Below are 12,380 nucleotides of genomic sequence, written 5' to 3' on the forward strand. Positions count from 1 at the left end.
GAGGTTCAGGATCGGGCTTCAAGATACAAAGCGGCCAGTTCGGAACGCGAGCTGATGTGGAGCTTTCGGTAGATTCGGGTGAGGTGGTACTGCACGGTCTTGACGGAAACGTAGAGCTCAGTTGCGGCAGCCTTGTTGCTGAGGCCGGCAGCGACCAGCCTGGCAACGGCTCTTTCCTGATCGGTCAGCTCGTCGAGCAGATTTGGTGAGCCTGCAGCTGCCAGGGCCGGCGTGCTTTCCCTCCAGTGCACCTCCGTGCTCACCCCGCTCGCGCGCAGTTCGCGGGAACAGCGATCTGCATAGGCCACGGCGCCGAGCACGGAGAAAAGTTCGCGGGCTTGGATGAGTACTGCGGCCGCTTCCCGCCGCTTTCCGGCGCGACGAAAGGACTGGCCGTAGGCAAACAGGATCCGGGCCCGCGCGTAGGGCATCGGCAGCGTTTCGATTTTTGCCAGACCGTCATGGAAGCTGAGGCGTGCAGCATCGAGGTCGCCGTTAGCCGCGTGGATCCTGCCGCGAACGTAGGCCAGCCGGGCCTGTGTTGACCTGTGTTGACGCTTCTCCGCGAGGAGCTCAAGGGGACGAAGGAACTCTCCGGCTTCCTCCACCCCTCCCACCATGACCAAGGCATTGGCGTAGTGGTCCTGCCAGGGCCAGAAGCCCGGTTCGTCGATTCCGCTGCTGCGCCGCATCCGGACGACGGGGAGCAGGGCGCGGACAACGCCGTCGTAATCTGCCCTGACCTCGGCCACCTGCGCTTGGGCAATGCTGTACGGCAGGAGCATCACCGGGTAGCTGTCGGTCGCGACGGCGGCCCGCTCCAAGTGATGGGCGGCCGAGTCCCAGTTACCGCGGAGGGCATGGATCTGTGCGCCGCTCCAGTGCAGCAGCGGCCGTACGAGCTCAATGCCGGACTCCTCCTGAACGGCAACGGCATTCTCGACGGTGCGCAGCGCGCTGTCCCAGGCACCCAAGGCAATGTCAGTCCTCGCCAGCCAGCCCTGTGCCCACAGGGAAATCCGGTAAGAGCCCCGGCGGAATTCTGTCGGCACGGCGCTGGCGAGCTCGGTCCGGGCCTCTTCAGGCCGGTCCATGGCAAGGTGCAGCCAGCCCTTGCCCATGTTGATCCGCTGTTGCTGCGCGCTGTTTTCGGGCAGCCGCTCGACTGCGCGGTAGCTCTCTTCCGCTTCGCTGAACCGGCCCATGGCCCCGAGCCCGAGTCCTTCGATGGCACGGGCCTCGATCGCCGCCGGGCTGCCTGCCGGTGCAATGCTTCTGGCCCGGACGGCCCAGGTCACCAGTTCCCGGCCATCAAACCGGGCCAGGGAGTGAAGCACCTGCCGCTGGCATATTTGAGCTGCCGTCCCCGGATCTGTGGCGGGGTCCACGGATATCCACGCCTTTTCGAGTAAGGCATCGGCCTCGGCAGGACGGCCAAAGAGAATCGCAAGGTATGCGCGGACCGCATCGCCCTGCGGGCCCGGCGCTAAGCCTTCCACCGCCGCGGAAGCCCGTGGCAGCTGTCCGGCGCCCACCATTGCGTCCACGGCCCTGACGAGAAGAGATTGCCGTTCCTCCCGCACCGGGTTGAGTCGGGAAGCTTGGGAGTACGCTTCGGCGGCGGACCCCCAGACGCCGGTTGCTGCGAATGAGGTGGCCGCCTCCTCCAGTTCTTTCGCCAGTGCAGCGTCTGGCAACAAGGCTGCAGCAGCCCGGTGTCTCAGCTGCTCGTGGGGTAAAGCAGCCAGGCGGGCGGCAGAGGAATGCAGCGCAATTCTGCGGCCGGCCGCCAGGTTCTGATAGGCCGCGGCCCACACCACGGGTAGCGGGTACTGGAGCATGGTCTCTGCTGTGTCCGTGAACAGTGTCAGTAGACCCGCTGCCTGGACCGCGTCGACGGCGGCCAGGACATCTGGAATTCCCGCCAGGTCGGCTGCCTGGGCCAGCGGGGAGCGGACGCCAAGTACGGCCGCCGCCTCGGCAAGCCGGAGGGCTGCTGGCGGCAGTCCGGCCAGCTTCATGCTGAGGGACGCCGCCAGTTCCGCGGGTACCGGCAAGACTTTCTGTCCGGTTGACCAGACGGACGGATGGAACTGTTCCAGAAGCGGCCGGACCAGCCCCGGGCGGCCGCCGGTGTGTTCGATGAGGCTCCTGGCGGCCGGCAGGGAAAGTTCGGATCCGCCGGTGCCATGAATCTGCCGGGCAATGAGCTGCACATCGCCGGGAGTAAGCGGGGCCAGCCTTATGGTTTGAGCCGAGGGAAGGCTAAGAAGTCCGGCGGCGGCATCATCGAGTTCGCTCAGCGTCGGGTCAGTTGCCAGTATGGTCAGCAACGCGGTGGGCTGCACCCGGCGCAGAGCATGTAACAGGGCCCGCAGCGAGGGCCGGTCTGCCCACTGGATGTCGTCGATCCACAGAACCAGCGCGTGATCGGTCTCGCCGGCGAGGCGGGATATTTCAGCAAGAAGTACGTCTCCGTACTCGCTGGGCCGCTCCGGGATTCCAGCTTTCGGTTGAAGGCGGGGTGCGAGAAGCAGTTGCTGAATAAGCCCGAAGTCACTGTCGCGTTCCCAGAGGGCTCCGGCCGCCCGGAGGACTGTTGACCGGTTACCCGCCCGCGCATCCAGCCGGAGGAAGTGTTCCACCAGGGAGGTCTTGCCCAAACCCTGGTCACCGCGGATGACGGCGACTCCCGGGGCTCCGGAGCGGACAGACTGGAGCAGGTCCTGCAGGCGTTGGATCTCCGCGGTGCGTCCGGCGTAGAAGTCAGCGTCGTTGTCGAGCATGGTTTCCAAAGTCTACGACTACACGGGAAGCGGGACCTGATCAGCGTGCCGGAGGTCGTCTGTCACGGGCTCATGCCGGCGGACGAACATTGTGACAAGCCCGCCGGCAAGGGCCACGCCGGCGAAAACGAAGAACGCCGCGTTGCTCGGCAGCTGGGCGCTGATCAGGAATCCACCCACCAGCGGACCCCCGATCCCGCCCAGCCGGCCAAAGCCCGCGCACCATGCGACGCCGGCTGTCCGCGCCGGAGTGGGGTAGTAGTTGGACACGAAGCCGTAGACAAGGACCTGGGTGCCAAGGCTGCCCACCCCGGCAAAGGCCACCGCGATCAGCAGCACGGGAAGGGGGAAGCTAAGCGTGAGCAGCACCAGGGACGCCGCGGCGATGACGAAGGTGGTGGACACGATGGCTTTGGGCCCAAACCTGTCTGCGGAGCGCGATGCCAGGAGGCCGCCGATCACGGCACCGGCGTTGAGGGCCAGCAGGAAGCTCAGCGAGTAGGTCTTGCCGTAGCCATGCTGTCCCATGATCTCCGGGAGCCAGGTGTTCAGGCCATACGTGAGCAGCAGGCCGCAGAAACTCATGCATCCCAGGAGGATGGTTGGCGCGCGGTAGTTCCCGGAGGCAAGTGCCGCAAAGCCTGCGAGGGGACGCCCGTCCTTGCGCACCGCTGCGGGGGGATCCACGGTGATGCGGGACCGCCCGGCGGCCGGGCCGCCGTCGGACATTCCGTCCTGGAGCGGGATGCCGGTTTTTGCGGAGAGGCGGAGCGCCCGTTCCGTGCGGCCGCGGGCGAGCAGCCACCGGGGTGACTCCGGGAGCTTTACGAGTGCCAGCGGAAACAGGATGACGAGCGGCATTGCGCCGATCAGGAACAGCCCGCGCCAGTCGACGATTCCGTTGAGCACGATGGCCAGCAGCGAAGCGAGCAGCCCTCCCGCGGGCACGCCCGAGTAGACAATCGCGTTGTAGAAGTTGCGCCTGCCGGCCGGCGCAAACTCGGCGACGACAGCGCCCGCCGTGGCGACGAGCGCTCCCACGCCGATCCCCGTGAGGAACCGAAACACGCCGAACACCGGGACGGCGGTGGCCATGGACGTGAATGCCATGCCCAGGGAGAACCAGACGATGTTGATGAGCATGAGTTTCCGGCGGCCCAGGAAGTCGCCCACGGCGCCGGCGCCAAGCGCGCCCACCATGACTCCCATGAGGGCGTAGCTGCCCAAGGCTCCGGCTTGGGCAGCATCCAATGGTCCAAGCTGGCCGGGGTCGCGCAGCAGCGTCGAAACGACGGTCCCGTAGACAACCAGGTCGTAACCGTCAAAGAGCAGGGCTGCGGCCGCGATGGCCATCACCCAGCGGACTGTCTTGGTGCGGGTCGCGTCAGCTGACGCGGCCTCAGTTGATGAGGGCAGAGCGTTCATGGAGGGCTCCATCGGCCTGGGCCGCGTCGTTGCGGCCGGTTGGTACTGCAAGTGGTTGTGCCGGTGTGGCTGGCGGGTAGCCGGCTTAGCCGAGGTCGCCGCCGGCGACGGCGAGCACGCTGCCGGTGATGTAGGAGGCTTCGTCCGAGGCCAGGAAGGCGATCGGGCCGGCCTGCTCATCGAGTGTTCCGTAGCGTTTCATGAGGGACGATTCGATGGTCTGGTCCACGATCTGCTGGTACCAGGCCTTCTCCGTGTCTCCCTCCGGCTGGGGGCCGCGTGCCACCTGGCGCGGCGGTGCTTCTGTGCCGCCGGGCGCTGTGGCCACCACGCGGATCCCGTGCGGTGCGGCTTCCAGGGCGAGGGCAGCGGTGATGGCTTTCACCCCGCCCTTTGCGGCCGCATAGGGAACCCGGTTGACCCCGCGCGTGGCAACAGAGGCGACGTTGACGATGACGCCGGACTGCTGCCCGATCATGTGCGGAAGGACAGCCCGGCAGGTCCAAAGGGTGGGAAAGAGGGACCGCTGAATTTCCTGGGTGATCTCGTCGGGCGCGTAGTGCTCGAACGGTTTGGCCCAGATGGTGCCTCCCACGTTGTTGATCAGGACGTCGATGCGGCCGTGGAGCTGCAGTGCTTCCGTGATGGCGCCGCTCGCGCCTTCGTAACTTTCCAGGTCGGCGGTAAGGCCGACGGCGGTCCCGCCTTCGGCCTTGTAATCGGCGGCGAGGGCTGCGGCCGCTTCCCGGACGAGTTCGGCGCGGTCCACGAGGATGGTGTGGGCGCCCTCGGCGGCAACCCGGGAGGCCACGGCGTGGCCGATGCCCTGGGCTGCGCCCGTGACCACTACGACTTTCCCGGCGAAGCGGCCCGGGCTGATAGCCCGGGCCGTGCCGGTTTGCAGGCTGCCGGCACCGGGGCTGACCGGGTTCAAGCGGAGGCCCCTGCCAGTGCCGGTGCTGTCGCGGTGCTGCCGACGGCAAAGCGTTCGTAGTAGAAGTTGGCCGGGGTGATGCCTTGGGCGTCCCAGTACTTGCGGACGGCGTCCACCATCGCGGGCGGGCCGCACAGGTACACGTCGACGTCGCCGTCGTTCCGTTGTTCGGCGGTGATGTACTGGGTCACGTAGCCCTTGTTCGGGGCTGCGCTTTCGGGGTCCGACACGCAGTAGCCAAAGGTGAAGTTGTCGATGGCTTCTGCGTAGTGCTGGAGTTTGTCCAGTTCCACGAGGTCCTTGTCGAAAGTGACGCCGTAGGCCAGGTGCACCGGGTGGGCCGGGGCTTCTTCAAGTCCTGTGGCGATCTTTTCCAGCATGGACAGCAGCGGTGCGATGCCGGTGCCGCCTGCCAGCATCAGGACAGGACGCTTGATATCCCGGAGGAAGAAGCTCCCCATGGGGCCGGTCAGGGGGAGCGTATCTCCGACGGCGGCACGCTCCTTGAGGTAGGTGGTCATGGCCCCGTCGGGGGCGGTGCGGATGAGGAAGCGAAGTTCGTCGGCGGCTGGCCCGCTGCTGAACGAGTAGGACCGCACGGCCTCGGTGCCGGGCACCGCGAAGTTCATGTACTGGCCGGGCAGGAATTTCAGCTCGCCGCGGTTCTCCAAGGCCAGGGTGACGGCGGCGGTGTTGTCGGCGAACCAGGTGAGCTCCTTGACGGTGGCGGTGTAGGTGGTTGCTCCCACCTTTGCCATCTCGGATGTGCCGGCCACCTGCAGGACCAGGTCGCTTTCCGGAACCATCTGGCACGGGAGGCAAAAGCCCTTTTCGGCTTCGTCCTCGGTCAGGGCCTCATCGATGTAGTCGCCGCCGTCGTACTTTCCTGACTCACAGAAGGCCTTGCAGGTGCCGCAGGCACCGTCCCGGCAGTCGAAAGGGATGTTGATGCGTGATTTGTACGCGGCGTCGGCCACTGTTTCGTTGGGGTTGGCGGTGACAAAGCGGGTGACTCCGTCTTCGAAGCTGAGGGCAATCTGGTAACTCATGAGGGGCTCGATTCCAGTCGTTCGGAAGTTAAATGTGGTAGATGTCCACGACGTGATGGATGTAGTCGTTTTTCAGGACGACCTTCTTCTTCGTGATGACAGGCTGTGTACCGGAGTAGTCAATGGTGTAGAACGAGGTTCCGAAGTACGGATCGATGTTCTGGTAGCGGTAGTAGAGCGTGTGCCAGTTGAAGCGGACGTCAACTTCGCTGCCGCGCCACTCGATGATCTCCACGTTGGCGATGTTGTGGCCGGTCCGCGGTTCCGGCAGGCTGGTCGCGCTGGAGCGGTCCGTCTTGATGCGGAAGACACGGTCTTCGAGTCCGCCCCGGTTGGGGTAGTAGATGAGCGAAATTTCACGCTGGGGATCGCTGGTGAGCTGGTCGTCGTCGGCCCAGGCGGGCATCCAGAACTCGGCTTCGGGGTGGTAGCAGTCCAGCCAGCGGTCAAATTCGCGGTCATCCAGGAACCGGGCTTCGCGGTACAGGAAGGAATGGATTTCTTCCAGGGTGGCGCGGCCGTTCGTAACGGCGGGCGTGGACGTCGCGGTCTGGCCGGCGATGCCGATGGTCTGTGTCATTGAAATTCTCCTCGGGTCCGGTAGGGCCTAGTTCTGGGCAGCGACTGCTGCTTCTTCGGCTGCTGCCGCCTTGCGCATCGTCTCCACCCAGTAACCGTGCTGGATGGGATACAGGCCTTCGTCTTCGGTCCGGGCGCCGCTGGAAACAGGCTTGAGTCCGACTTTGTCCGCATTGGCGTCCGGGCCCGTGATCTGGTGGGTCGCGCCGCGGCTGAGGTCGTTCCACGGGGCCGCGGTGGCCAGGTAGGTCTTCTGGCAGGAGCGGAACTCCTCGAGGTCGTCCGGGGTGGCCATGCCCGAGGCGTTGAAGAAGTCCTCGTACTGGCGGATGCGGTTGGCCCGGGCTTCGGCGCTCTCGCCCTTCGGGGCGATGCAGTAAATGGTCACCTCTGTCTTGTCGACGGAGATGGGACGGAAGTGCCGGATCTGCGAACCGAACTGGTCCATCAGGTAGACGTTGGGGTAGAGACAGAGGTTGCGGGAGATGTTGATCATCCAGTCCGCCTTGGCCTCGCCGTATTTCTCCACGAGTTCGTCACGGCGGTCGAAGAGGGGACGGTTGCTTGGGTCCAGCCATTCGGTCCAGAGCAGCAGGTGGCCGTGGTCGAAGGAGTAGTAGCCGCCTTTTTGCTTGGCCCAGCCGCCGGCATCCATGTTTTTGGTTTCGTTGGCCGACTCGCCGGTGGTCCGACGGGCGGTGGTGGCGGCATAGTTCCAGTGCGTCGCGGAGACATGGTAGCCGTCGGCGCCGTTTTCGGCCTGGAGTTTCCAGTTGCCGTCATAGGTGTAGCTGGACGCGCCGCGCAGGACTTCCAGGCCGTCGGGGGACTGGTCCACGATCATGTCGATGATTTTGGTCGATTCGCCAAGGTGCTCTTCCAGCGGCTTGACGTCCGGGTTGATGCTGCCGAACAGGAAGCCGCGGTAGCTCTCAAACCGTGCAACTTTAGTGAGGTCGTGGGAACCCTCCTTGTTGAACTGCTCCGGGTAGCCGGCATCGCGGGGATCCTTGACCTTGAGCAGCTTTCCGGTGTTGTTGAAGGTCCAGCCGTGGAAGGGGCATGTGAACGTGGTGCGGTTGTCGGTCTTGCGCCGGCACAGCATCGCCCCGCGGTGGCTGCACGCGTTGATCAGGGCGTTCAGCCCGCCCTGCTTGTCGCGGGAAATGATGATCGGCTGGCGGCCGATGTACGTGGTGAAGTAGTCGCCGACATTGGGGATCTGGCTGTCGTGCGCCAGATACACCCAGTTGCCCTCGAAAATGTGCTTCATTTCCAGGTCGAAAAGGTCCTCATCCGTGAAGATGCTCCGCTTGGCGCGATATACGCCGTTCTCGTGATCCTCGATCAGGGCCTGGTCGAGGTGGGCTCGGATGCCCGCCAGCGTCTCTGTCATGTTGGCTCCTATCAGTGTCCGGGCGGCGTTGCCCGGGTTGCGGGCTGCGGTGCCCGTGCGGACCGCCGATGGTTCGGCTGGTCAATGAATGCGATCCACTCTGTCAGCCCGTGGCGCCCGTCACACTAGGGCATTGCCTAGCGTCGCCTAGGTACTTATTCAGACGTTGCAGGTCCTAATGCCGACTATTTAGGTATTTGTGGAATACCAAATTCCGGCCTACGCTGTTGAACCGACAACCAACACGTGAGACAGAACACAGGAAGGGTGGGTGCGCCATGGAGCTCCGGCATTTGCGCTACTTCGTGGTGGTCGCCGAAACCTGCCACTTCGGCCAGGCTGCCGAGCGTCTGCAGATGGCCCAGCCGCCGTTGTCCCAGCAGATTCGGCAGCTGGAGGCTGAGCTGGGAGCGGAGCTGTTTACCCGCACCACCCGGAGTGTGAGGCTGACCCCGGCCGGTGAGGCGTTTTTCGAGGATGCCCAGCGCATCCTCCGGAGCGTCGAGGAAGCCGCCCGGCGGGCACGGCAGTATTCCGAAGGAAAGGCGGGGACTCTTCGCATCGGATTGACGGGCACCGCCTCCTACACCCAGCTTCCGGCCCTGGCCAGGCTGGTGAAGGAACACCTGCCGGATGTCGTGCTGGACATCCACACTGAGATGCTGACGCCTGCCATTGAACTCGCCCTGGCCGCGGGCGAAATCGACGTGGGCGTGCTGCGGCCGCCCGCCAGCGAACCGTCACTGACCGTGCGGGCCATAGCGCGGGAAAATTTCGTGGTGGCCCTTCCTGCCGGTCACCGCCTCACGTCGGCTGACACCGTGACCGTCGGGGAACTGCGTGCCGAGGACTTCATCATGTACCCGGCTGGCTCCCGGTCGGTTGTCAACGACGCCGTCATGCGCGCGTGCCGTGCGGCGGGCTACCACCCCCACGTCGCGCATGAATCCGCTAAGACCTCGACGCAGTTGTCCCTCGTCGCGGCGGGACTCGGCATCGCTGTCCTGCCGGAATCCGTCCGTGGAATCGCGCTGACCGGCGTGCAGTACCGGACGGTGTCCGGAGCGGATGAGGTCGAGCTCGCGGTGGCGTGGCGCCGCGCCAGCGAGTCACCGCTGGTCGACGCCTTCCTCGCCACCCTTGAAGACAACCGCGTTTTCCTGGACTCAAGCTACTCCGGAGGATTTCCGTGAAGATCATTTCCATTGAAGCGATACCTTTCGCCATCCCGTACATCAAACCCCTCCGGTTCGCCAGCGGCGAGGTGCACACCGCCTCGCACGTCCTGGTCCGCGTCCGGACTGATGACGGCGTCGTGGGGCATGCCGAAGCGCCGGCCAGGCCCTTTACCTACGGCGAAACCCAGGAATCCATCGTGGCGGTGATCGAGACGCTGTTCGCGCCCCAGATCACGGGAATGTCCATCCTGGGTCGGGAGCAAGTGCACGCTGTCATGGACAGAACTGTTGGCAACCCGACGGCCAAGGCGGCCGTGGACATGGCCATCTGGGACGTCATCGGCAAAACCCTCGGGCAGCCTGTGACGGCCCTGCTGGGCGGCTTCTCGGACGGCATGCGCGTCAGTCATATGCTCGGCTTCGCGGAACCCGCCAAGATGGTGGCCGAGGCGGAGCGCATGCGTGACACCTACGGGATCACCACGTTCAAGGTGAAAGTGGGCCGCAGGCCGTTTGGTCTGGATGTCGATGTCTGCCGTGCCCTCCGCGAAGGGCTTGGTCCGGACATCGAACTGTACGTTGACGGAAACCGCGGCTGGACGCCGTCGGAATCCCTGCGCGCCCTTAACGCCATGGCGGACCTTGACCTGACTCTTGCCGAAGAGCTGTGCCCGGCCGACGACGTCCTCGGCCGGAAGTGGCTCGTGGAGCGCTGCCCTGTCCCGTTCGTGGCAGACGAAAGTGCCACGAACCCAGGACAAGTGACGCGCGAACTGCTCAGCGGAGCCGCCAATGCCGTCAGTATCAAGACTGCCCGCACGGGCTTCTCGCACTCGCAGCGCGTGCTGTTCCAGTGCGACGGGCTGGGTGCCGAGGTGGTGATGGGCAACCAGATCGATGGCCAGCTCGGAACCCTGTGCACTGTCACCTTCGGTGCAGCCTTCCAGTCCACCACCCGGCGGGCGGGGGAGCTCTCCAATTTTCTGGACATGGGCGATGACCTCCTGGCCGACCCCCTGGAAATCGTGGACGGCAGGCTTGCGGCACGCCAGGTCCCCGGCATCGGAATCGACATTGACCCCGAGAAGCTGGCCAAATACCGGCTAGACGTCAACAACTGACCTCCCCAGAAAACAAACCCAACCCCACAGCGCAGGCACCGAGGCAGGCGCCCTTCAGAAAGTGAGTCAATGATGACAACCCAGCACACCGAATTTGAGGCGAAGGCCGCGGAGTCCGGCAGCGCTGCCACTGAACGTTTCCGTGAAAGCGGCAAGACGGCGTCCCTGGCGGTTCCGAAAGAGCGGGTCTCGCTGCTGGCCAACGAAGTCCTGGGCGCGGTCTACGAAACCATTCGTAAGCACAAGGTGACCTATGACGAATTCAACGCCCTCAAGTCCTGGCTGATCAGCGTGGGCGAGGACGGCGAATGGCCGCTGTTCCTTGATGTCTGGGTGGAACACGTTGTTGAGGAAGTTTCCACCGAGGACCGCGAGGGCAACAAAGGCACTATCGAGGGCCCCTACTATATTCCGGGTTCCCCGCAGCTCGAATCCCCTGCGACGCTGCCCATGCGTGACGACGAAGGCGGCACGCCGCTGCTGTTCCAAGGCCAGGTCCGCGCCGTCGACGGCACCGCACTTTCCGGCGCCCACGTGGAAATCTGGCATGCGGACGACAACGGCTTCTACTCCCAGTTCGCGCCCGGCCTTCCCGAATGGAACCTGCGCGGCACCGTCGTGGCGGACGCCGAGGGCAACTTCGCCCTGAACACCGTGCAGCCGGCGCCCTACCAGATTCCTACCGACGGCGCCTGCGGCAAGCTGATCGCTGCGGCCGGCTGGCACGCCTGGCGCCCGGCGCACCTGCACCTGAAAGTGTCCGCCCCCGGGTACCAGCTGCTGACCGCGCAGCTCTACTTCGAAGGTGACCAGCACCTGTCCGACGACATCGCGTCGGCCGTCAAGCCGGAACTCGTTCTTAGCCCGGCCCCGCGCACCGACGGCGCAGGCAACGAAGTCACTTACGACTTCGTGCTCGACGCCGACCGCACTTAAGCACTAGCACCGCACTCGAGACGCGAACAAAAGGAGCAGACCGTGCTTTTCGCAGTCCGTATGGACGTCACCATCCCGCAGAACATGGATGAACAGGTCAAGGCAGAGCTGCTCGCCAAGGAGAAGGCCTATTCGCAGGAACTGCAGCGCACGGGGGAGTGGCAGAGCATCTGGCGCTGCGTGGGCCAATACGCGAACATCAGCATTTTCGATGTTGCAGGCAATGAACGCCTGCACGAAATCCTGTGGGGGCTGCCGCTCTTTCCTTACATGAAGATGGACATCACGCCTCTGGCAGCCCACCCCTCGGATATCGCGCTCGAGTCAGGTCCGCGTGCCTGACCGGGTTGAGATCGCCACGAGTGGCGGGCGGGCGCGAACACTGCCCGCCCGCCAGACTGTCTACGGTCGATCGGGGGCTTCCCAAAGAAGGAGCAAAGAATTCTCCAGGCCAGTGTCGATTTGCCCTCGCGCCGCTCGACCTGTGGGTGAGAAGGTCGAAGGGCGACCTTCCAAAACCTAGGAGATTGAAATGGCAAAGTACATGTTGATCATGCGCGGAACCGACGAGTCGTACGCCAACCTTGAGAAGGCCGACTTCAACGAAATGCTCGAGACCATGGGTAAGTTCAATGATGAGCTGATCCGCGCCGGTGTCCTGCTGGCAGCCGAGGGCCTGGACGATCCGAAGGAGGGCGTCGTAGTGGACTTCACCGGCGAAACCCCGGTGGTCACCGACGGGCCCTACGGCGAAACCAAGGAGCTGTTCGGCGGCTACTACATCCTGGATGTGGCATCAAAGCAGGAAGCAATCGAGTGGGCCAAGCGGGCACCCATGACGGCTGGAACCAAGACGGAAATCCGCCGCGTACCCTCGATCGACGAGTTCCCGCAGGACAACGAATGGATCCAGAAGGAACGCGCGTGGCGCGAGCAGACCGGACAGCTCTGAACCTGGACCAGACCTGAACCGGCA

11 protein-coding genes are annotated in these 12,380 nt (G+C 64.7%); 5 read left to right on the top strand and 6 right to left on the bottom strand.

The window, feature by feature from the left end; all coding sequences use genetic code 11:
• Positions 1 to 5: 5 nt before the first annotated feature.
• The 6 genes from ASG92_RS08700 to benA form a co-directional block, all read right to left on the bottom strand.
• Positions 6 to 2,786, bottom strand: a complete 2,781-nt coding sequence (locus ASG92_RS08700; RefSeq protein WP_056626860.1) for a LuxR family transcriptional regulator — start codon at positions 2,784 to 2,786, stop codon at positions 6 to 8.
• 18 nt (positions 2,787 to 2,804) lie between these two features.
• Positions 2,805 to 4,211: an MFS transporter gene (locus ASG92_RS08705; protein ID WP_056626861.1), complete on the bottom strand. Its 1,407-nt coding sequence runs from the start codon at positions 4,209 to 4,211 to the stop codon at positions 2,805 to 2,807.
• Positions 4,212 to 4,296: 85 nt separating this feature from the next.
• Entirely contained in the window at positions 4,297 to 5,145 is an 849-nt protein-coding gene (locus tag ASG92_RS08710) for a 1,6-dihydroxycyclohexa-2,4-diene-1-carboxylate dehydrogenase (protein WP_277308553.1), read from the bottom strand.
• A complete protein-coding gene (gene benC / locus ASG92_RS08715) occupies positions 5,142 to 6,194 on the bottom strand; it encodes a benzoate 1,2-dioxygenase electron transfer component BenC (RefSeq protein ID WP_056626862.1) in 1,053 nt (350 codons plus the stop codon). Before benC ends, ASG92_RS08710 begins: the two co-directional genes overlap by 4 nt.
• A 28-nt stretch (positions 6,195 to 6,222) precedes the next feature.
• Complete coding sequence (gene benB / locus ASG92_RS08720; RefSeq protein ID WP_082579398.1) at positions 6,223 to 6,774, bottom strand: benzoate 1,2-dioxygenase small subunit; 552 nt, start codon at positions 6,772 to 6,774, stop codon at positions 6,223 to 6,225.
• A gap of 27 nt (positions 6,775 to 6,801) precedes the next feature.
• Positions 6,802 to 8,169, bottom strand: coding sequence for a benzoate 1,2-dioxygenase large subunit (gene benA / locus ASG92_RS08725; RefSeq protein ID WP_056626863.1), 1,368 nt, complete (start codon positions 8,167 to 8,169; stop codon positions 6,802 to 6,804).
• 278 nt (positions 8,170 to 8,447) lie between these two features.
• On the opposite strand from benA, the gene ASG92_RS08730 reads away from it, so the two are divergent.
• The 5 genes from ASG92_RS08730 to ASG92_RS08750 all read left to right on the top strand — a co-directional run bounded on the left by ASG92_RS08730 (position 8,448) and on the right by ASG92_RS08750 (position 12,356).
• The gene (locus ASG92_RS08730; protein WP_056626864.1) at positions 8,448 to 9,362 is read left to right on the top strand and encodes a LysR substrate-binding domain-containing protein; all 915 of its coding nucleotides are present in this window, start codon (positions 8,448 to 8,450) and stop codon (positions 9,360 to 9,362) included.
• Positions 9,359 to 10,468, top strand: coding sequence for an enolase C-terminal domain-like protein (locus ASG92_RS08735; RefSeq protein ID WP_056626868.1), 1,110 nt, complete (start codon positions 9,359 to 9,361; stop codon positions 10,466 to 10,468). The genes ASG92_RS08730 and ASG92_RS08735 overlap by 4 nt, the downstream gene beginning before the upstream one ends.
• A gap of 72 nt (positions 10,469 to 10,540) precedes the next feature.
• Positions 10,541 to 11,404, top strand: a complete 864-nt coding sequence (catA, locus tag ASG92_RS08740; RefSeq protein WP_200951938.1) for a catechol 1,2-dioxygenase — start codon at positions 10,541 to 10,543, stop codon at positions 11,402 to 11,404.
• 42 nt (positions 11,405 to 11,446) lie between these two features.
• Positions 11,447 to 11,746, top strand: a complete 300-nt coding sequence (gene catC / locus ASG92_RS08745; RefSeq protein ID WP_056626879.1) for a muconolactone Delta-isomerase — start codon at positions 11,447 to 11,449, stop codon at positions 11,744 to 11,746.
• Between the two features lie 190 nt (positions 11,747 to 11,936).
• A complete protein-coding gene (locus ASG92_RS08750; protein WP_056626880.1) occupies positions 11,937 to 12,356 on the top strand; it encodes a YciI family protein in 420 nt (139 codons plus the stop codon).
• Positions 12,357 to 12,380 lie beyond the last annotated feature (24 nt).

Source organism: Arthrobacter sp. Soil736 (assembly GCF_001428005.1).
Classification (GTDB): Bacteria; Actinomycetota; Actinomycetes; order Actinomycetales; family Micrococcaceae; genus Arthrobacter.

Bases quoted from the DNA above. Each gene is read 5' to 3' on its own strand.
- ASG92_RS08700 (WP_056626860.1), bottom strand. From the start codon at position 2,786: ATGCTCGACAACGACGCTGACTTCTACGCCGGACGCACCGCGGAGATC.
- ASG92_RS08705 (WP_056626861.1), bottom strand. From the start codon at position 4,211: ATGAACGCTCTGCCCTCATCAACTGAGGCCGCGTCAGCTGACGCGACC.
- benC (WP_056626862.1), bottom strand. From the start codon at position 6,194: ATGAGTTACCAGATTGCCCTCAGCTTCGAAGACGGAGTCACCCGCTTT.
- benB (WP_082579398.1), bottom strand. From the start codon at position 6,774: ATGACACAGACCATCGGCATCGCCGGCCAGACCGCGACGTCCACGCCC.
- benA (WP_056626863.1), bottom strand. From the start codon at position 8,169: ATGACAGAGACGCTGGCGGGCATCCGAGCCCACCTCGACCAGGCCCTG.
- ASG92_RS08730 (WP_056626864.1), top strand. From the start codon at position 8,448: ATGGAGCTCCGGCATTTGCGCTACTTCGTGGTGGTCGCCGAAACCTGC.
- catA (WP_200951938.1), top strand. From the start codon at position 10,541: ATGACAACCCAGCACACCGAATTTGAGGCGAAGGCCGCGGAGTCCGGC.
- ASG92_RS08750 (WP_056626880.1), top strand. From the start codon at position 11,937: ATGGCAAAGTACATGTTGATCATGCGCGGAACCGACGAGTCGTACGCC.